Source organism: Streptomyces sp. NPDC001339, from assembly GCF_042895955.1.
Classification (GTDB): domain Bacteria; phylum Actinomycetota; class Actinomycetes; order Streptomycetales; family Streptomycetaceae; genus Streptomyces.
This window is the reverse complement of the sequence record NZ_JBIAWT010000008.1, coordinates 309,574-328,100: the sequence shown is the minus strand read 5'-3', so window position 1 is coordinate 328,100 and position 18,527 is coordinate 309,574. Positions and strand designations below refer to the sequence as shown.

14 protein-coding genes are annotated in these 18,527 nt (G+C 67.5%); 11 read left to right on the top strand and 3 right to left on the bottom strand.

The features are described from left to right. Positions 1–2: 2 nt before the first annotated feature. Positions 3–1,271, top strand: a complete 1,269-nt coding sequence (locus ACFY12_RS25150) for a TIGR02679 family protein (protein WP_390718140.1) — start codon at positions 3–5, stop codon at positions 1,269–1,271. Here the strand turns inward: ACFY12_RS25150 and ACFY12_RS25145 are convergent. Next, on the bottom strand, positions 1,258–1,425 hold the full coding sequence (locus ACFY12_RS25145; RefSeq protein WP_390718139.1) for a hypothetical protein: 168 nt from the start codon (positions 1,423–1,425) through the stop codon (positions 1,258–1,260). The two genes, ACFY12_RS25150 and ACFY12_RS25145, sit on opposite strands and share 14 nt — an antisense overlap. A gap of 470 nt (positions 1,426–1,895) precedes the next feature. On the opposite strand from ACFY12_RS25145, the gene ACFY12_RS25140 reads away from it, so the two are divergent. Further along, positions 1,896–2,690, top strand: coding sequence for a DUF5131 family protein (locus ACFY12_RS25140; RefSeq protein ID WP_390718138.1), 795 nt, complete (start codon positions 1,896–1,898; stop codon positions 2,688–2,690). 84 nt (positions 2,691–2,774) lie between these two features. Further along, entirely contained in the window at positions 2,775–3,902 is a 1,128-nt protein-coding gene (locus ACFY12_RS25135; protein WP_390718137.1) for a three-Cys-motif partner protein TcmP, read from the top strand. 1,432 nt (positions 3,903–5,334) lie between these two features. Here ACFY12_RS25135 and ACFY12_RS25130 read toward each other — a convergent pair. Further along, on the bottom strand, positions 5,335–5,565 hold the full coding sequence (locus ACFY12_RS25130) for a hypothetical protein (protein ID WP_390718136.1): 231 nt from the start codon (positions 5,563–5,565) through the stop codon (positions 5,335–5,337). Between the two features lie 262 nt (positions 5,566–5,827). On the opposite strand from ACFY12_RS25130, the gene ACFY12_RS25125 reads away from it, so the two are divergent. After that, positions 5,828–8,212: a WD40 repeat domain-containing protein gene (locus ACFY12_RS25125; RefSeq protein ID WP_390718135.1), complete on the top strand. Its 2,385-nt coding sequence runs from the start codon at positions 5,828–5,830 to the stop codon at positions 8,210–8,212. Positions 8,213–8,298: 86 nt separating this feature from the next. Here ACFY12_RS25125 and ACFY12_RS25120 read toward each other — a convergent pair whose 3' ends face one another. Then, positions 8,299–8,664: a hypothetical protein gene (locus tag ACFY12_RS25120; protein WP_390718134.1), complete on the bottom strand. Its 366-nt coding sequence runs from the start codon at positions 8,662–8,664 to the stop codon at positions 8,299–8,301. A 280-nt stretch (positions 8,665–8,944) separates the two neighbouring features. On the opposite strand from ACFY12_RS25120, the gene ACFY12_RS25115 reads away from it, so the two are divergent. The 7 genes from ACFY12_RS25115 (at position 8,945) to ACFY12_RS25085 (ending at position 18,434) form a co-directional block, all read left to right on the top strand. Beyond that, positions 8,945–9,223 (top strand): hypothetical protein, encoded by a 279-nt coding sequence (locus ACFY12_RS25115; protein WP_390718133.1) that lies wholly within the window; start codon positions 8,945–8,947, stop codon positions 9,221–9,223. A 161-nt stretch (positions 9,224–9,384) separates the two neighbouring features. Next, positions 9,385–10,740 carry a type VII secretion integral membrane protein EccD gene (eccD, locus tag ACFY12_RS25110; protein WP_390718132.1) on the top strand — a complete coding sequence of 452 codons (1,356 nt, stop codon included), beginning with the start codon at positions 9,385–9,387 and terminating at the stop codon, positions 10,738–10,740. 52 nt (positions 10,741–10,792) lie between these two features. Then, entirely contained in the window at positions 10,793–12,013 is a 1,221-nt protein-coding gene (locus ACFY12_RS25105; protein ID WP_390718131.1) for a MinD/ParA family protein, read from the top strand. Between the two features lie 36 nt (positions 12,014–12,049). Next, the gene (gene eccCa, locus ACFY12_RS25100; protein ID WP_390718130.1) at positions 12,050–16,024 is read left to right on the top strand and encodes a type VII secretion protein EccCa; all 3,975 of its coding nucleotides are present in this window, start codon (positions 12,050–12,052) and stop codon (positions 16,022–16,024) included. Positions 16,025–16,106: 82 nt separating this feature from the next. Further along, positions 16,107–17,534, top strand: coding sequence for a DUF6177 family protein (locus ACFY12_RS25095; RefSeq protein ID WP_390718129.1), 1,428 nt, complete (start codon positions 16,107–16,109; stop codon positions 17,532–17,534). A gap of 205 nt (positions 17,535–17,739) precedes the next feature. Then, positions 17,740–18,072, top strand: coding sequence for a hypothetical protein (locus ACFY12_RS25090; RefSeq protein ID WP_390718128.1), 333 nt, complete (start codon positions 17,740–17,742; stop codon positions 18,070–18,072). Positions 18,073–18,122: 50 nt separating this feature from the next. Continuing rightward, positions 18,123–18,434 (top strand): pore-forming ESAT-6 family protein, encoded by a 312-nt coding sequence (locus ACFY12_RS25085; protein ID WP_390718127.1) that lies wholly within the window; start codon positions 18,123–18,125, stop codon positions 18,432–18,434. The last annotated feature ends 93 nt before the right edge of the window (positions 18,435–18,527 follow it).

Below are 18,527 nucleotides of genomic sequence, written 5' to 3'. Positions count from 1 at the left end.
CCGTGCCGGAGACCGACCTGCCACGGCTGCGCCGCCTGCTCGGCACGCCCGAAACCGCCTGGCTGCTGGAACGCGTCCGAGACCGGATGGCCGCCGGGCGCACACTGGACACCGCCGTCACGCTGAAGGCCGCCACCGCCGAACAGCGCCGCGCGATCGAGCTGCTGCTCGGGCGACGACTGCGCTCGGGCGCTTCGCTCACGGTGCCGCTGACCGAGGTCGACCGCACGCTGCGCGAGTCGCTCACCTGCCCGGACGGCCTCGCGGCAGCGGTAGTGACACTGACCGGCCCCGTGACCAATCGACGCGCTCAGCACGCCGCCGAGGCCGTCGCCTGGCATCAGGCACTGGCCGAGTTCAACGTACCGGCAATCACCGGGCGAGCCGACCTGGCATCCTGGCGAGCCGAGCTGGAGGCGACCGGCCTCCTCAAACGCCTCTCTGGGGGCGACCCCGTGGCGGCCCGCACACTGGCCGCCGAGGCGGTACACGTGCTCTCCCAGCTCCCGGCAACCAATAGCGTTGGCCTCCCCGTCCTCGCCGCCCGCACCCTCGGGGACGCTCACGCACTGGACGAAGGCCGCCCGCTGGCCGCGCTCGTCTTCTCCGCTGTCCGTTCACTTGCCGCTCTCCCCGCGGGCGCGGCGTCCGATACCGAAGGCCGCCGGGCCGCCTGGGCGACCGTAGGGGTGGCCTTGGACGAGCTCTCCTCACGCGTCCTCGTCCTCGGCCTGCCCGGCTCTCCCCGCAGTACCACCGGCCGCATCCTCGCCGCCGCGCACGAAGGAGGCGAACCCTGCCTGCTGACGCTACGTCAGCTCACTAGGGAACCATCCGACCTCGGAGTGGCGGGACGCAAGATCTGGGTCTGCGAGAACCCCGCCGTACTCGCCGCCGCCGCTGACGAGCTGGGCCCCGGCTGCTGCCCACCGCTCGTCTGCGTCGAGGGCAACCTGTCCCTCGCCGCACGTGCCCTGCTCACCCAACTCGCCGACTCCGGCTCCCCGATCGCCTACCACGGAGACTTCGACTGGGGCGGCGTCCGCATCGCCGCAGGCGTCCTGCGCCTGCCCGGCGCCGCACCGTGGCGCTACAACGCCCCCGCCTACCTGACCGCCGTCGGACGCGGCCTCGGCACACCGCTCACCTCCGGTGCTCCGGTCCCCACCCCCTGGGACCCGGCACTCGGTGAGGCCATCGCCGAGCACGGCATACGGGTCGAGGAGGAGCATCTGCTGGACCAGCTGCTCGCGGACCTCAGCTCGGGGTGAGCGTGAACTCCTCGACACCATCGAGCGGATGACCGCCGAACCACTCCCGGAACCGGGCCCGGCGCACGCGTCCCTCGCCGCCCCGGACCAGGTCACCGTACGCGACCCCGCAGGGTGCCCCGACGCTGTCCTCGATGACCGTCTGCAACGGCACCAGCGACGATTCTCTCGTGGAGAAGGCTCTGCTGCATTTCGCCTCCTGTGCGTACCGCCGTGGCGTGTCCTTCACCGACGCACTGAAACGCCACTCCGCCCCGCAGAGGCCGAAGCGATCAGCGCAAGCGCCACGCTGACGAGCAGCAACGACGCGAGCAGGCAGCGCCGCAGCCCCACCCAGTCCACCACCCGCCCCGCCACCGGTGACAGCAGGCGGCAGCCCCGGACCCGCCGTCTACCCCCACGCCGCGTAGGCGGTAGACGCGTACGCCCGTGACCTCGCGCCTTCCTGAGCCACATGAAGCCGTGGCCACCCTCTTGCGCTCCAGCGGCTTTCGACAACACCACCCCCTATGCAGAACAAAAGTTCGACATGGATGATAGGCGGATCGCGTGCCAGTTCGGTACGCCGCTCGTTACGCAGGACGGCCGAGCCGAACACCGAACGCGAGCTGAGGCTTTCGTCTCATGGCAGGAAAGGAAGCGATGGGTGATCGCAGTTCGATCGAGTGGACAGAGGCCACCTGGAATCCCACGACGGGGTGCGATCGGATAACGCCAGGATGCGACAACTGCTACGCCTTGACGTTATCCCGTCGCCTCAAGGCCATGGGAGCGGCCAAGTACCAGAACGACGGTGACCCTCGCACCTCGGGCCCCGGGTTCGGTCTCACACTTCATCCAGACGCTCTCGACGTGCCATCGCAGTGGAGAACACCGCGGATGGTCTTCGTCAATTCCATGAGCGATCTCTTTCACGCCAGAGTCCCGCTGGCCTTCGTCCAGCAGGTCTTCGAGGTGATCGCTGACACTCCCCAACACACCTACCAAATGCTCACCAAGCGCTCCCTTCGCCTCCGCCGCCTCGCCGGGCAACTGGACTGGCCACCGAACCTCTGGATGGGGGTCTCCGTCGAGAACGCCGACCAGCTCGGCCGAGTCGATGACCTGCGCCACATTCCTGCTGCCGTGCGTTTCCTGTCGTGCGAACCGTTACTCGGACCGCTCACGGGGCTGGATCTCGGCGGAATCGGCTGGGTGATCGTCGGAGGCGAGTCAGGGCCTGGCCACCGCCCGGTGCGGGAAGAATGGATCACCGAGATCCGGGACCTCTGCAACGTCGTTGACGTCCCCTTTTTCTTCAAACAGTGGGGCGGCCACACACCGAAATCCGGCGGTAGGAAACTCGCCGGTGAGACGTGGGACCAAATGCCGAAGAAGATCCCCGCCACGGCGTCACGAACAGTGGTATCCGGCCATTGAAACCAGGCGGTCTGGTGCCCCCAGAGCGGACCATGTGACCCTCTCCCCTGAGCTGCGGTGTTCGGGTGGAATGGGGGAGCAGAAATGGCCGTGCCAAAAAACACCGTGTGGCCACGGGATCCGCACACAGCCGCCAAGCACGACCTGCTGAAGAAGTATCTGCAGCCATGGGCTCCGATCCTGCTGTCACGCAACGAGACCATTACCTACGCGGAAGGCTTCTCAGGCCCCGGCATCTACACGGAAGGGGAGCCCGGCTCGCCGATCGTCGCTTACGAGGCTTTCGTCGCAGCTCTTCGACACCGCCCGAAGAACATCCGGATGGTGCTCGTGGAAGGAGACAAACGCCGGGCAGCAGAGCTGCAGGAGCAGATCGCCCGTGCACGGGAACGGCACCCGGAAGAGGTCAACCGCCGCATCTCGGTGCAGTCCTTTCACGGAGAGTGCCACCCGACTCTCCTTGACAGGCTCCGGATATCCGGGGCTCTCCGGCAGCCCCTGTTCGTCCTTCTCGACAGTTACGGCGGCCCCGACATCCCGTTTGCCCTCCTCCAGCAACTCGCCGCGCACCGCAGCACGGAGGCCATGGTGACCTTCGCGCCGGCCTTCCTCACACGGTTTGCGCAGAAGAACGACGGGCACCGCGAAGCGGGCAATGCCGCGTTCGGGGGCAGTGAGTGGCAGGCCGTCTTCGATCAGCGCTCCGGCGACAAGTTCACCTTCCTGCGCGACCAGTACCGCGAGACCCTGCGTCGCGCCGGCTTCACGCACACGCTCTACTTCGAGATGGTCGACGAAGGCGGACGCGTGCTCTATCTGATCTTCGGCACCAGCCATGAAAAGGGGCTGGAGAAGATGAAGGAGGCCATGTGGAGCGTGGACTCCGACCACGGCGTGCGGTATCGCGACCCACGGGACGTACAACAGCAACAGCTCGCCCTTGAGCTCGAACCCAACACCGAGCCTCTCCGTCGCATCCTGCTCGAATACATCTCGTCATGTCCAAGGGGACGGTCGGTTGCAGAACTCAGGCATTACACCCTGCTCGACACCGTCTACAAGCCCACCCAAGTCACCGCCCTGGTACGCCAGATGCGTGATGCGAAAGACGTCTCCACGGAACCCCACAAGGTCACGGGCGAAACACGAGTACTGCCCTACACACCGCACCCAGAGGCCGGTCCCCGCCATGACCAGGGCGCACTCTTCTGACCTCTTCTTCAACGCGTGCCCTGCCGTCAGTGTTCACAAGGCACCACCCCTCGACCGCGGTCCAGCCCCCCTCCCCCAGCGCAACAAACGACGGCCGTCGCCTGGAGGAGGGTGAGGTTGCCGCGTAAGGACGCCGGCGAGGACCGCGATGTGGATTAGGCACAGGGGTGAACCGAGCCGGGAATCAAGGTGGCCACCAGCATCGCCCGGCTGACGGAGGGTCAGTGCGCATGGCCTGATTGCCTGCGAGTCGGCTCCAGGACGCAGCGCTGGCGTAGTCGGCTTCGGTGCAGGCCCAGGCCACTGCCACCGTCGCGCTGGAGGGGGCCAGGTGGCGGTAAGGGAGCCTGGTGGCGCCGGCCGCATGCGGTGCCAGGGTGCGGGGCGGCGCGGCGAGCCGGTGCAGGCGGCGCTGTGTGCCAAGGACGCCGGGCTGACGCGCTCAAGCCGCGGCGAACCACCCGCCTCGGAACGCTTCCCGGCAGTCAGGCGCCGAGCGGCAACCGCAATCCGCATCAGCGTGCTTCCTGGCCTTCACGTGAAATCCCGCAATCGTCGCCTCTCCGGGCTGAGTGAACCCGTTCGGCTCGGCCGGCTCATCCCACGAGCGACGGCGAAGATCGACGGCCAGGGGTCGGATCAGACGGAGCCGGGCGGGCTGCACTCACCAGCCACGTGCAGCGCACGTTGTCGTACCTCAACAAGGCCAAAGCAGCCTCAGAGAACCCTTGTTGGTGCCGCGGAAGCCCCCTCTGGTCGCGGCTTCCGCACAGCCCCTGCACTGATGCGCTCCCCTCGCGCTCCCCTGGCCTGCATGGTCCTCACGCCTCACGTGGGAAGGCTCGCAGAAACCGCAGCTCAGAGTCTGTTTTCTCGCCCATGGATACTGGCTCGCCTCGGAGTGTGAAACCTCAGACCTACGTATCCGAATACGTAGGTCATCAGGCGTCCCGACCCTAACGCTCCATGGTCAACAAAACGAAGAAACCCCAGGTCAGATACCTGACCTGGGGTTTCACCTCGGAGCCGCCTTCGGGATTCGAACCCGAGACCTACGCATTACGAGCACACTAGGGATCAGGTTGAGCTGTGCTGCGGAGTGTTGCCAGATCCCGTTTTCGCAGATCAGAGCACATGTCGCGGTCCCGTTGTTCGCGTCCCGTGTTGCACCGTCCAAAGGCGTCCGCGCTCCCCTTGCGCTCCCCTGGTCGCCTCCCGTGACACACCAGTCCCGGACAGCGACCACAGCTACCTGCCTGCAGCCGTGTTGTCAGCATCAGACAATGCAAACCAGGGGCTCACGCCGACGCCGAACTCGGCCGACGTCGACACAGAGTCAGCCGACAGCAACCCGCCGCCGAGTAACTTCCGGAGTCGACCGCTTAAGCCGGGCCCCAGGTACAGCAATCCGGAGTGCTTCGTTGATCATCACTCACCGGACGAGCGAGCGCAGCACCGGCACACTGGCGCCAGCAGCAGTCAGCCCGGCCGCGACAGCACCAGCGGCCGACGTGCCTGCGAGGGCCGTGAGGCAGCCGAGCACAATGCCGATGACAGCGGCGGCGAGCAGCACCACGGTGGTGTGCAGGGACAAGAACGGCGGATCCGGCTCCGGCGGCTGGGACGGCGGGTGGGTCGGCTGGGCGTTCTGCGTGTTCGTCATGCCTCGACTCTGACCGCCTGCACCCCGTTGACCTGCGTAGATCGAACGAACCTGCAACAAGCTGATCAGTAGAGCACGATCGTTCAGGGGAAGCGAAGTTCAACCGAACACCGTCTGTTCGGCCCTGTTCAGGAAAGTTCACCCGTCTTACGCCGGCAACGGCCTAACCTGCAGAGCACCACTCAACGGGGCAAGGGACATGTCGCTACAAGGGATAACAGAGGGCAGTTACGAAGACGCGCTCGCGGACTTAGGGAACCGTTTGACGCGGCTCAAGGCGCAACGAGGCAAGCCGTCGCTGCGTGCGATCGAGGCTCGCGCGAAGCAGCTGTTCGGCGCGAAGGCGGCGTTGCCGATCGCAACCCAGAGCGCCGCCTTCAACGGTCGGCACGTCAACATGGACAACCTAATCCTGATGGTACGTACCCTGATGTCTTGGGATGAATATGGCGAAGAGTGCATACCGCCCGAACGTCGAGCACCAGAGCTCGACGAATGGCGTACCTGGTGGACCGCCGCGGTAGCCCTGCGGCCGAGGCGTCGGCAGCCCTCCGCGGCCGTGAGACCCGCCCTTGCTACACAGGTGGAGGAGCACCGAGCCCCGGAGCCTCCGCTCCCCCCAAGTACTGAGGTGACATCGCCATACGCCGCGCCCATCCGCATCCGCGACAAATACGGCCTGCCGGTACCTGCCGACAGCCGCGCGGACTATGGCGTGGCTTTCTCTCCGGACGAGATTCTCCTGGCAACTTGCAGCGCAGACGGGAGGATTCAGCTATGGGACACCAGGTCGGTGCGAGGCGGAGGCGAGTTACAACCTTTCCGGGACCCACTCATTGGTCACGATGGGCCGGTCTACGGAGTGGCCTTCTCCCCGGAAGGGCGCTACTTGGCTTCTTGCGGCGCAGACGGCACGGTACGTCTGTGGGACGCCTACACGCGGGAGCCAGTCGGCGATCCAATCACCGGGCACAAGGGGGCGGTCTACACCGTGGGGTTCTGGGGCAGTGGAACCCGCGTGTTCACCGGCGGTGCAGATGGGGTGGTGCGGCAGTGGGACACCTACACCCTGGCTCCAGCTGGTGAGGCACTCCAAGGGCATGGTGGGCCGGTGATGGCGCTGGCATTCCCTGGTGCATACCTTGCAGTCGGCGCCGCTAACGGGTCTGTAAAATTGTGGGATCGGCCAGTGGGTGGGCCCGCCGAGACGTTCTTCACCGAGCACGGCCCCGTATACACGATGGCGAGCACTGCATTCACCCTCGCTGTCGGGCATGCGAACGGCGCGACATATCTATGGGATGTACGGAAGCCGCATACCGAAACGACTCAGATCAGCGCGAGCGGCAGCGCTGTCTACACGCTGGCACACGGAACCCCTAATAAGTCCCGGGCACTGGCAGCGGGCAGCCCTGATGGGACGCTGCGGCTGTGGCATCAGAGGCATGGCGAGCCGACGACGCTCGCCGAGGCGCCCGAATCCCACGAAGGCCCAATCTTCGCGGCAGCGTTTTCACCGGAGGGTAGTTTCCTCGCAACCGGTGGAGCCGATGGAGAAGTTGCCCTGTGGCACCCGACCGCATTGGACTTTCTCGGCGCACCAGGTGCGGCGGCGAGGGAGCCGAGCATGCCGCCTCTCTCGCTTGAGAACGATGAACCGAGCCCGGAATCATCGCTTGCCGCGAAGGCGGTGCACTACACCTTGCAGCGGGGGCACCACGTCTCCCTGCCACCGCTCGTTTGTGGACAGGGCGCCCGAGCGGTTGCCTTCTCACCGGACGGCCGGTTGTTGGCCACCGGCGCAGATGACGGGGCGGTTCAGCTATGGAACCCCGTCACGCGCGAGCCCATCGGAGGCAGACTCACAGAGCGTGGCGGCATGATCAGGTCGCTGGTCTTTTCGCCAGATAGCAGCCTGCTGGCTGCCGTCGACGCCGGAAAACCGGTGCGGATGTGGGATACCGCGACTTGTAAGCCCGTCGGTGACCTGAGTGGCGTCCTCACTGGGTCAATCAGATCGGTGGCCTTTTCGCCAGACAGCAAAGTGCTGGTCACGGGTGGGGACGACAGTACGGTACGCCTTTGGGACACGGCCACACAGGATCCTGTCCGCCTACCGCTCAGCGGTCACGGTGCAAAGATCGTGTCGGTGGCGTTCTCGTCAGATGGGCTTCTGGCTGCGATCGAAGAGGCCCGGAAGGTATGGCTCTGGGAATTGGCCGATGATGAGAACGACCTGAGCCTTTTCTCCAATGCCGGTTCCTCTGCCACTGCCATAGCGTTTTCACCGAACGGCAGTGTGCTGGCCGTAGGTGGGATTCGAGGCGAGGTGTGTCTCTGGAGTGCGGACACTCTCGAACACACTGAGGCTGAGCACCCGTTCACCAGCATCGGCGGCCCAGTCAGAGCTCTTGAATTTTCACCGGACGCGTGCTCGCTGGCCGTTGGAGGAGAAGACCAGACCGTATGGCTGACGCGAGACGACGGTAGGAACGAGCCGATCAGCATCGCACTCACCGGCCATTGCGACGCGGTCAGTGGGGTGGCGTTCTCGCCGGACGGCTCGCTGCTCGCGACCGCGTCCAAAGATCGGACAGTACGGCTCTGGACAGTCCCCGTTGACGGCTCGGCAACGGGTAGAACGTGATTTCAGCTGAAGCTGGTCGGCACGGCTCCGGATCTCGGAGACCGATCGCACGAACGTGGGCGGTCATCTGCGGCGCATTCTGCTCGTCAGCGCTGTGGGCGGCGGAACCAGTCGCCGGACTGACGCTGGGAGAGCGTTGCCACGATGGCAATCCCCAGGCCCAGCTGGATGGTGCCGGCTGGTATGCCGCGTCCCAAGGCGCCGAGGCCAAAAAGGATCATGAGCGATGCGAAGACGATCGCTGTGACCTTCGCGCCGTTTCCGGACCTGGCAAAGCGCAGCGCGCAGATGAAGACGCCGATGACCGGTATCGCAGAGCCCAGTGCGGCACCCGCCCCGGCAGGACCCGCCATCGCCCCGGCGACCACCGTTCCGAGCCCGGCGAGCCCCGCCGCGACATACGCCAACACCCGTGCGGCACGCACCGATCCCGGCATGGGCAGCTGGGCCATGGGATACGACTGGTAGGAGCCAGGAGGGTACGGCGGCATACCCTGCTGGGGGTTGGGCGGCGCGTTCCAGCCAGGCTGATTCTGATACGACATATTTAGCAAAATACCCTGTGAACAGTGTGTCTTCGTGCCCAGACTGGCTGCGCGACGACGGACGCAGAAATGCGCCATCATGCGAGGCGGAGGACCCCGGAGCAGCGGCCAGCGTGCGGCCGCTGACGGCCGAGGGTTCATCGGCCGTGACTGATGCGGCGGACGACTGAGGCGACGGGGCGAGGGAATGGCGCGGGATTACGACAGTCAGCTGCTGGAGTCGGTGGCGGTACGCCGCCGCAGGTTGCGGGATGCCCTGTTGTTCGGTGCGCAGCGGGGGCGACGCACGGCGGACGAACGGCTGGGGAAGGTCTTCGCGGGCATCGCGATCACGGCTGTCCTGTGTGCGGGGTGCGTGGGGTGGTCGTTCCTTCAGCACACGCTGGCCACACAGAAGGCTGAGCAGGAGAAGCAGCAGCGTCAAATGCAGCAATACGAACAGCCAACGAGGTCGGCGACACCCTAGAAGCCCCGCGGATCAGATTCGGACAGAGTTTGCTGCATTCCTGGGGAATGCGCGAAGAGCTCCCCGTGGCGGGAAGAGGGTTCCCTGACCCTGAGCCAGGGTGGGAGCATGTCCAGTTTGACCAAAATTTTCGTCAACCTCGCGATGATAGGTTCCGGTAAGTGGTGAGCAGAGCAGCGAGTTCCCTGGGGCAACTGAGCCGAGTGACGTTGGTCGGCGAGCGACGCCGGGCCGATGTCGTCCTGCTCTCCGACACGCCAATAGGGCAGCTGATACCGGATGTCCTGCCATTGCTGGGCGATCGGCCCGCATCGAGGCCCACAGCACGGCAGTTGATTACGTCCGACGGCTCCGTCCTACCGCACGACAGCACGCTCGCGTCGGCCGGGATAGCCGACGGCGCCGTGCTCCGGCTCGTCACGACGCACTCTGCGCCGCCCGCTCCCGTTGTGCACGACGTGACCGACCAGGTGACTGACGACCTTGACTTGCGTGCTTGGCGCTGGCGTCCCGCTGCGCGCCGGGCCACTGCGGGTGTGGCGACCGTCGCCTTCGCCGTGATCGCCGCGCTGCTCGCCCGCCGTGAGTTCCCGCTCGGCGCCCTCGTTGGTGCACTGTCAGTCGTATCGCCTGTGCTCCTGGCTGCCGGTGCGCTCGTCGCCAAGATCGGACGTGGAAACCGGGGACTGGCGACCGCGCTCCTACTCGCCGCCGGCGGGCTTGGTGTTCTCACCGCGTGGACGGCTGCCGATGCGTTCGGCTGGCCGGGCACCGCTCGGCTTGCTGCCGTCGCGGGCGCACTGGTCGTGACTCTTATGTCCCTTGGTTACTTCTCTCCGCTGGGCAAGGGTGGGCTGGTTGGTGCGGTGACCACTGCCACGCTCGCCATTGCGTGGGAAGCAGTAGCCGCTGTTCAGGGTGATCCGGCCCGGCTCGGTGCCGTCATGGCTGTCTTCTCGCTGGTAGTGCTTGGTCTGCTGCCTCGGCTCGCTCTGATGGCGTCGGGGCTCACCGCGCTCGATGACCGCCGCTCGGGTGGCGTCTCGGTCAGCCGTCACCAGGTGGGTACCGCGCTTGCGGCGACGCACCGCGGCCTTGCCCTCTCGACGATCGTCACCGCGCTTTCGGCAGCCTCCGCCGGCTGGCTCCTCACCCTGGCTGAGCAGCCGACCGTATGGACCGTGGTGCTGGCAGCACTCGTTGTCGTGGTGCTGGTGTCGAGGGCGCGAGCGTTCCCGCTGGTCGCTGAGGTTGTTGCGCTCTTCGCTGCCGCGTCGTGCCTGGTGGTGCGCCTGGTGACGTGGTGGATGGAGCAAGCGGGGGGCGTCGGGCCACTGGCTGTGTTGTGCGTGGCTGCGGTGCTGCCATTGGCCGTTTTGGCGGTGAAGGTGCCCGAGCATGTGCAGGTGCGGCTGAGGCGCGTGGGCGATCTGGTCGAATCCATCGGGATGGTGGGGCTCTTCCCCCTCGCGTTTGGTGTGTTCGGTGTATATGGGCAGCTGCTCAACCAGTTCTGAATCGATGTGCAGGCGCTCCGGGCGGGGCAGCAGTTGGGGGTGAGAGGCAGGCATGCCGAGCGGAGACGGCTGGCAGGGTGACGTATTGCGCGACCTGAGAGGCGGTGCCCACCAGGGTGCGCAGGGCCCCGATGGGCAGGCGTACCGCCCTCCCCCGCAAGGAACCCAGGCGCCAGGCACCGCCCACGGCGGTGGCGCGCCGCAGCAGGCCGGCTACCCGTACCGGGGGCAGGAGCAACAGGCGGGTCATCCGGGCAGCTGGCCACAGCAGGCTGGGTACCAGGAACAGCGGAAGGAGCAACAGACCCCGGCTGCGTACGCCCCGGGCCCCCAGCCCCAGAGCGCTCCCGGTTCCCGCCCCGTGGTGGACGAGGGCCTGGTCGGCACGCTACGCAGCAAGCCGCGGCACGGCGAGTCGTTCGCGGCGCGTGCCGCACGTGCCCTGCGCCGTACGCTCTCCTCGTCAGCCGCGCGAGAGGTCGCCGAGATCACCCGCACCGCTGCGGTGCTGCAGCAGCCCGTGACGACGGGTCGGCAGATCGCCGTCACCTCCATCCGGGGCGGCTCTGGAAAGTCGACCGTCGCCGCGCTGCTCGGTACCACGTACGCGCACTACCGGCAGGACCCGGTCCTCTTCCTGGAAGCCGATCCGGCGCTCGGCTCGCTGCCGCTGCGGCTCGGCGCCCAGACGCTGCGCTGGACCACCAGCGAGATCGCGGACATCGTCAAGCCGGACATGTCGCTGCTCGACGTCACCGGTTATCTCGTCCAGCTGCCCAACAACGCCTGGCTGCTGCCCGCGAGTCAGGGTCAGATCGGCGTGAAGCTGGACAGCCGGGCGTACGAGCGGGCCGTGGTCGCGCTGCGGCGCTACTTCGGTGTGATGGTCATCGACTGCGAGACGCTGCCCGCCGAGGTCGCCCGGGTCGCACTGGCCGCCGCTCATGGCCGTGTTCTGACCACGCCCGCCACGCCTGAAGGCGTCACCAGTACGTTCTCGGTGCTGCAGTGGATGCAGGGGCTGCCGCGGCATGTGATTGCCGGCACGGTCGTCGTGCTCACCGAATTGGTACCCCACTCGGGAGTCGACCTTGGCGAGGCCGTCCAGAGGCTCACGTCCACCGGGGCAAGCGTCCAGGTTCTGCCGTATGACCGGCACTTGGCAGCCGGTGGGCCAGTCCATCCCGAGCTGCTGGCTCACCCGACCAGGGAAGCCGCCGCCCGCCTCGCCGCGGACGTCTTCCAGCTCTCCCTCTCCCAGCAGCGCCACTGACCAGATGCCGAGCCCGATCGTGAATGACGGACGACGATGAGTACCCGACTGATACACCGCCCGGCCAGGGCCACCCGGCCTCCGGCCGCCTCCGCGGCGCGCGTCATCGAGGCCCCGCCCAACCTCCCCGAGGGGAAGGCGGGCAACATCGCGATGTCGCTGCTGCCCGTCGCTGGCGTCATGTCGTCCGTGGTGATGATGACGGTGGTGCGCAACAGTCAGTTCGCGGGGCTCGGGGCGATCATCCTCGTCGTCACCGTCATGGGCTCCGTCGCGCTGGTCTTCTCGCAGCGTGGCAAGGCGCAGCGCACCCGCCGCACTCAGCGCGAGGCGTATCTCGCCTACCTAGAGGATCTGCGCGAGGAGCTCTCTGCCGAAGAGCGCCAGAGGCGTGAGCGCGCCGACGTCCTCAACCCTCCCCCGCCCGCCCTGTACGACATCGTGCGCGATCCGGCTCGCCTGTGGGAGCGCCGCCGTGTTGATGGGGACTTCCTGCGCGTGCGGGTCGGCACCGGTGAGATGCCTGTGCGCGATTTGCAGATTGCTCAGCAGGGGTCGTCGGTCCTCACTCCGCCCGACCGGTTCATGCTCAATGAGGCGTCGGCGCTGATGGCCCGCTTCCGTACCGGCACCGAACTCCCGCTGACCGTCCCGCTCGACCGCGTCGGCAACGTCAGCGTCATCGGCCCGCGCGAGGACTGTCTGCGCGTCGCACGCGCCCTGCTTGTCCAGGCCGCCGCCACGCACGCTCCCGACGACGTGGCGATGGCACTCGCCGTGCCCGGGGACCGGCTCGACGATTGGGCGTGGGCCAAGTGGATGCCGCATCTGCTCGACACAGAGCAGTACGACGGTCCCGTCGCCGCTCGCCGTATCGCCCCCTCGACTCTCCAGCTCGCCCGGCAGATCGGCCCTGAATTGCGCCGGCGCGCCTCCTACGCGGCCGAGGTGCGCCGCGGACTGTCCGGCGATGATGCTCTGTCCATGACGTCCCGGCTACTCGTCGTCGCCGACGGGCATGGTGAGGACGCCGTCGACCTGCCGCGCCCTGACGAGGCGGTCGGCCTTCGGGAGATGGGCGTGACCGTCCTGCACCTGCTCGAACATCGGGTCCAGGAGCCGGGACATGTCGGCGTCCGGATCACCGTCCACGGCGATCAGGTATTCATCGAGGACTTGCGCCAGCAGGAGCCGGTCAGCGCCCACGGCGTCGTGGACGAGGTCAGCATCCCGTTCGCCGGGGGCCTTGCCCGGATGCTGGCACCGCTGCGTCTGTCTGCCGAATCGCTCACCGACGCCCCCCTGACCGGGCCCGTCGACTTCGCCGAGCTGCTCGGCGTCGACGACGTGGCGCAACTCGACCTCTCGCATCTGTGGGCGCCGCGCGGCGAACGTGCCTTCCTGCGCGTACCCATCGGCATCAACGACTCGCACGAGCCGGTGCTGTTGGACCTGAAGGAGTCGTCGGAGCTCGGCATGGGCCCGCACGGTCTGTGCGTCGGCGCCACCGGCTCGGGGAAGTCGGAGCTCCTGCGCACCATCGTCCTCGCTCTGGTGGCCACCCACCCGCCTGAGGACCTCGCGCTGGTCCTGGTCGACTACAAGGGTGGTGCGACCTTCGCGCCGTTCGCGGACCTGCCTCACGTGGCCGGTGTCATCACCAACCTGGAGAACCAGGCCGGTCTGGTCGAGCGCGTCCACGCCTCGCTCGCCGGCGAGGTCAAGCGCCGCCAGCAGGTCCTCAAGGACGCGGGCAACATCGCAGACATCGGTGACTACGCCGCGCTGCGCGCCAGCCGTCGGCCCGATCTGGAGGCGCTGCCGCACCTGTTCGTCGTCATCGACGAGTTCGGTGAACTGCTCACCGCCAAGCCTGACTTCATCGACCTCTTCCTGTCCATAGGCCGCATCGGCCGCTCGATCGGCGTGCACCTGCTGCTGTCCAGCCAGCGCATCGAGGGCGGCCATCTCAAGGGCCTGGACACCTACCTCTCCTACCGGCTCGGCCTGCGCACTTTCTCCGCCGATGAATCCCGTACGGTTCTGGACACTGCGGACGCCTTCCACCTGCCGCCGCTGCCTGGATTCGGTTACCTCAAGGTCGACACCAGCCACTACGACCGTTTCAAGGCGAGCTATGTCTCGGGCGCCTACCGCGGCCCCGTGCACCGCGAGGACGACGAGGACGCAGGGCCCCTCGCCCTGCCCTATGACACCTTCAACACCCTTTCCACCGAGGAGGATGTGGACGCGCAGGAGCCTGCGGTGCGGCGCCGCGAGATGGGGCCGACCGAGCTGGGCGTCATGGTCGAGCAGCTGGCGCGCGCCGCTGGTCCGGTGCGCCGCATCTGGCTGCCCCCGCTGCCCGACGCGATCGCCCTGGACAAGGTCGCCGGCCCTCTGGACGTCGGGGCGCGCGGTATGCAGCTCGCGGGGCGCCGCGGCCCACTGGAGGTGCCACTCGGCCTGCTCGACGATCCGGCTCGGCAGTGGCAGGGCCAGTGGTACCTGGACCTGACGGTGGCGGGTGGTCACGCCGCCGTCATCGGCGGCCCGCAGTCCGGCAAGACGACGCTCCTGCGCACCCTCGTCCTCTCGCTCGCGCTGACCCACACTCCGCAGGAGGTCGGCGTCTACGGACTCGACCTGGTCGGCGGCGGCCTGGCGGCCCTGTCGAGCCTGCCGCACGTCGGGGGTATCGCGGGCCGCGTCGACCGTGAGCGGGTGGCGCGCACAGTCGACGAGGTACGGCACATGCTCGCGGCCCGTGAGGACCTCTTCCGCGCGCATGGCATCGACTCCGTCGAGCAGCTGCGTGCCCTGCACGCGGCGGGCCGGCTGCCGCAGCTGGCCTCCGCCGAGATCGTGCTCGTCATCGACGGGTTCGGCGCGCTGCGCGACGACTTCGAGGAGCTGGATGACGCCGTTGCCGACATCCTTCAACGCGGCAGTGGTTACGGCATCCACGTGGTTGCGGGCATGCTCCGCTGGAACGACGTGCGCATCGCTGTCCAGTCGAACTTCGGCACCCGCGTCGAGCTGCGGCTGAACGACCCCAGCGAGTCCAGCATCGACAGCAAGCTGGCAGCGACCCTTTCGCCCGACGAGCCCGGCCGCGTCCTAACCGGCGGCAAGCTCTTCGCGCAGGTCGCGCTTCCCCGTACGGACTCACTCGCCGACACTGCAGACATGGGGGCAGTTCTGAAGCGTGCGGCCCGGACGATCCGCGCCACTTGGTGCGGCGAGGTCGCCCAGCCGGTCCGGGTGCTGCCGCACCTCCTGGAGCCCCATCTCCTGCCAGGCACGGTCGCCGAACCCCAGCGGGTGCCGATCGGCCTGGACCAGACGGCCCTCGACCCTGTTCTGCTCGACCTGTTCCAGCATGACCAACACCTGCTGGTCCTCGGCGACAGCGAATGCGGCAAGACGAATCTCCTGAAGACCATCGCCGGCGGCCTCATCGAGCGCTACAGCCAGGACGAGCTGGTCTTCGCCGTCATGGACCCCCGGCGCAGCCTGCGCGGCGCGATCCCCGAGGAGTTCAACGGCGGCTACGCGTACAACGCCAAGCTGTGCGCGGGCCTCGCCGCTGGTATCAGCACTGTCTTGGACAAGCGGTTGCCCGATGACAGTGCGCGCCTTGAGGACCTGGAGCCGGGCAGCTGGGGCGGCGGTCCGCGGATCGTGGTCCTCGTCGACGACTACGACATCCTGACCACGGCCGGCCAGGAACCGCTGGCTCCGTTCCTGCCGTACATCCCGTCCGCGGTGGACATCGGCTTGCACTTCGTCCTCACGCGCCGCGTCGCAGGCGCCTCACGCGGCATCTACGAACCCCTGGTCCAGGGCCTGCGCGAGTCGGGCTCCTCAGCGCTCCTCATGGCAGGAGACCGCGGCGAAGGCCAGCTGTTCCCCGGCGTCTATGCCTCCCAGCAGCCGCCAGGTCGCGGTGTCCTCATCCGCAGGGGCCAGCCCAACCGCCTGATCCAGACCGTGTACACCGCCCAGTGACGTACTAGGGAGAGTCCTCCCCGCACACGCACACGAGAGCCGCGGCATCCATGCCACGCCAGACGAAGGACCAGACGAGAACATGACCAAGGACGTCATCGCCCTCACCCAGCGCATGCCCAACCCAGCCACCATGCTCGCGGGCCTGCTCTCCGGCGGCCCCGACAATCTCGTCGACACGACCGGCGAAGGAGCCGTCATACGCCTGTGCGACGAGGAGGGCCGGCCACTCGTCTGCGTCGAGGCCCCACTACTCGTCCACGTCCCCGGCGAAGCCGAACGGCTCCTCGGCGCCACCCCACCCGCCGTCCCGTATTGGTGGACGGAGGCTCGCGCCACCACCGGCGTCGAGCACGCCGAACGCCTCGCGGGTACCTTCGCCGCCCGGCTGGCCACCTTGGCCGATGGCTCCGCCTGGCCCCCCGAAGCCGCCCGCAACCTGGCCGTGGTCAAGACCGACGGCGTAAGCGTCGCACCCACCCCCGCCGACCCGGCCGCTGGTCAGGCCACCGTCGACGTCCTTACCGAAAAGATCGCCGTCGTCATCCAGGACCGCCCCGTGGTCGCCATGACAGCCTGGCTCTCGCACGCGTACCAGACAGCCGCCAACGCCGAGCTCGGCCTGCAGATCGTCACCCCACCCGGAACCACACTCTCCCCTGCCATACGCGACAGCCTGAGCAACTGGCCCTCCCGCTGGGTCCTACAGGATGAGCGCGACGGCTACTACGACGGGCTGAACGGAGCCGTACTGTCCTGGCAGGACGGCATGTTCGCCCCCGTAGCGTCGCCCGACGCCACCGCCGACGCCCCCAGCACTCTGCTGGCCGCCTCCTATCAGGAAGTCACCGTCACCGGTGAGCGCCAGCTGGCCATCACCTTCCGCACCACCCACCCCGCGGAAGAACGCCTGGTACTCGGCGGCGCGCTGGAAGCGATATGGCGCGAACTCACCGGCGAGCCCCCGGCCGGATGGGGTACCGCGGAACCCGCCACCCTCCCCTGGTCACCACGCCAGCTGACCGACATCGCCTACGAGCGGGCACCTGCGCCGACCTGGTTCGTGGTGGTCGGCAGCCCGGACCGGCCCGGCCTCGCCACCATCCGCGTCAAGCGCACGAAGGCAGGCGTGGAGGAATACGTCACGCTGACCTTCGGTTACGGGCCCGACGAAGAACCTCCGCTGGACGCCCTGCCCAGGGCCGCGGAACTGCTCGCCACCCGCCACCGCCTCACCTCGATGCTCATACAGATCCGCAAAGCCCGCCGCGACCTGGCCGTGCCGCCCCACTTCGAAGGACCCGGCGTCCCCTTCGCCTTCGTGCTCGGCGCGGAGGAAGTCCACCAGATGCCCGGCGACCGCGCCCGGCGCACCCCCCTTTCTCAGCCGCCCGTCCCCCTCGGCCCCAAGGCCCGCCCCGCGCTGTACTATCCCCTGCCGGGCGATCCCTCGGACCTGTCGGGCTGGCAGGACTTCGAACGCCTGATGCGGCACTTGAAAGGCGAGTGAGAGCGCCTGGTCGCTCGGACCGGCACCGTGGAGGGATGCTTCTCCGCGCTCAGCACATCGCCGCAGGTGACGGGTGTGGCTCCCGGCAGCTTTGAGCCATTGTCACACCCTGCTCATAACATAGTGATTGTGAATTGCACCGGCCATGACCCGGTTGATAGGCATGACCGTACATACGATCGTCAAGGCTGGCAGGGGGAGTCCGATGAAGTTCGACATGGGAGCGCAGACGCTCTCGACGCTTCGGTCGAAGTCGCAGGGGTCGGGTACGGAACTGGGGACTTTGATCCACCAGCTCGTGCAGGCAGCGCAGCCGCTGGAGGGCAAGTTCAACGGCGCGGGCAAGGCGGCGTTCGACTCGTTCAAGTCGAATGCGGACGAGATCACGGCGGCGCTGAACAGCGCGCTGTCCGCGATTGTGGGCGGCCAGTCGGGCATGGAGACGGCGTTCGGCTCGGGCGTGCAAGAGCAGGCCGACAACGCCCGGCAGCAGATGGCGGCGGCGAACTTCGACGCCGCCCGCTTCTCAGGCCGCTGACAGCCCGGTAGCTGCGGAAGTACACAGATCTTTGAGGGGGAGTGATTGTGATGACTGCTGGCATGGACCGTCGTTCGTACGACTCGGGTGCATCGGCGGAGGCACAGGGCAACATCCAGGCGGTGATCGGCCGTCTGGAGCAGGTGATCACGGCGCGTGATGCGCAGGTCAAGGCGGCGATGGCGGATTTCACCGCGGATGGTGTCGCCGAGGAGTACCACAGCAAGGAGCAGCGCTGGAACCGCGCCTCGCAGGAGGTCCGGAGCATCATCCAGCTGCTGAAGACGACGCTGGAGAAGAACGACTCCACCGCGCACCAGACACTCGCACGCGCAAAGGCCGCAGTCGACAACATCGGCTGAACCAGCCCCAGCGCAGCAGACGGAAACACTACTTTGCGGTGCGCCCATGGGTTGTCGGCCTCCATGGAGGCGGCGGTGTCGCGCGGGTCGTGG

What these genes read in the sequence shown, in the direction of transcription:
- ACFY12_RS25140 (WP_390718138.1), top strand. Translation starts at nt 1,896, where the DNA reads ATGGCAGGAAAGGAAGCGATGGGTGATCGCAGTTCGATCGAGTGGACA.
- ACFY12_RS25135 (WP_390718137.1), top strand. Translation starts at nt 2,775, where the DNA reads ATGGCCGTGCCAAAAAACACCGTGTGGCCACGGGATCCGCACACAGCC.
- ACFY12_RS25130 (WP_390718136.1), bottom strand. Translation starts at nt 5,565, where the DNA reads ATGACGAACACGCAGAACGCCCAGCCGACCCACCCGCCGTCCCAGCCG.
- ACFY12_RS25120 (WP_390718134.1), bottom strand. Translation starts at nt 8,664, where the DNA reads ATGGCCCAGCTGCCCATGCCGGGATCGGTGCGTGCCGCACGGGTGTTG.
- ACFY12_RS25115 (WP_390718133.1), top strand. Translation starts at nt 8,945, where the DNA reads ATGGCGCGGGATTACGACAGTCAGCTGCTGGAGTCGGTGGCGGTACGC.
- ACFY12_RS25105 (WP_390718131.1), top strand. Translation starts at nt 10,793, where the DNA reads ATGCCGAGCGGAGACGGCTGGCAGGGTGACGTATTGCGCGACCTGAGA.
- eccCa (WP_390718130.1), top strand. Translation starts at nt 12,050, where the DNA reads ATGAGTACCCGACTGATACACCGCCCGGCCAGGGCCACCCGGCCTCCG.
- ACFY12_RS25095 (WP_390718129.1), top strand. Translation starts at nt 16,107, where the DNA reads ATGACCAAGGACGTCATCGCCCTCACCCAGCGCATGCCCAACCCAGCC.
- ACFY12_RS25090 (WP_390718128.1), top strand. Translation starts at nt 17,740, where the DNA reads ATGAAGTTCGACATGGGAGCGCAGACGCTCTCGACGCTTCGGTCGAAG.
- ACFY12_RS25085 (WP_390718127.1), top strand. Translation starts at nt 18,123, where the DNA reads ATGACTGCTGGCATGGACCGTCGTTCGTACGACTCGGGTGCATCGGCG.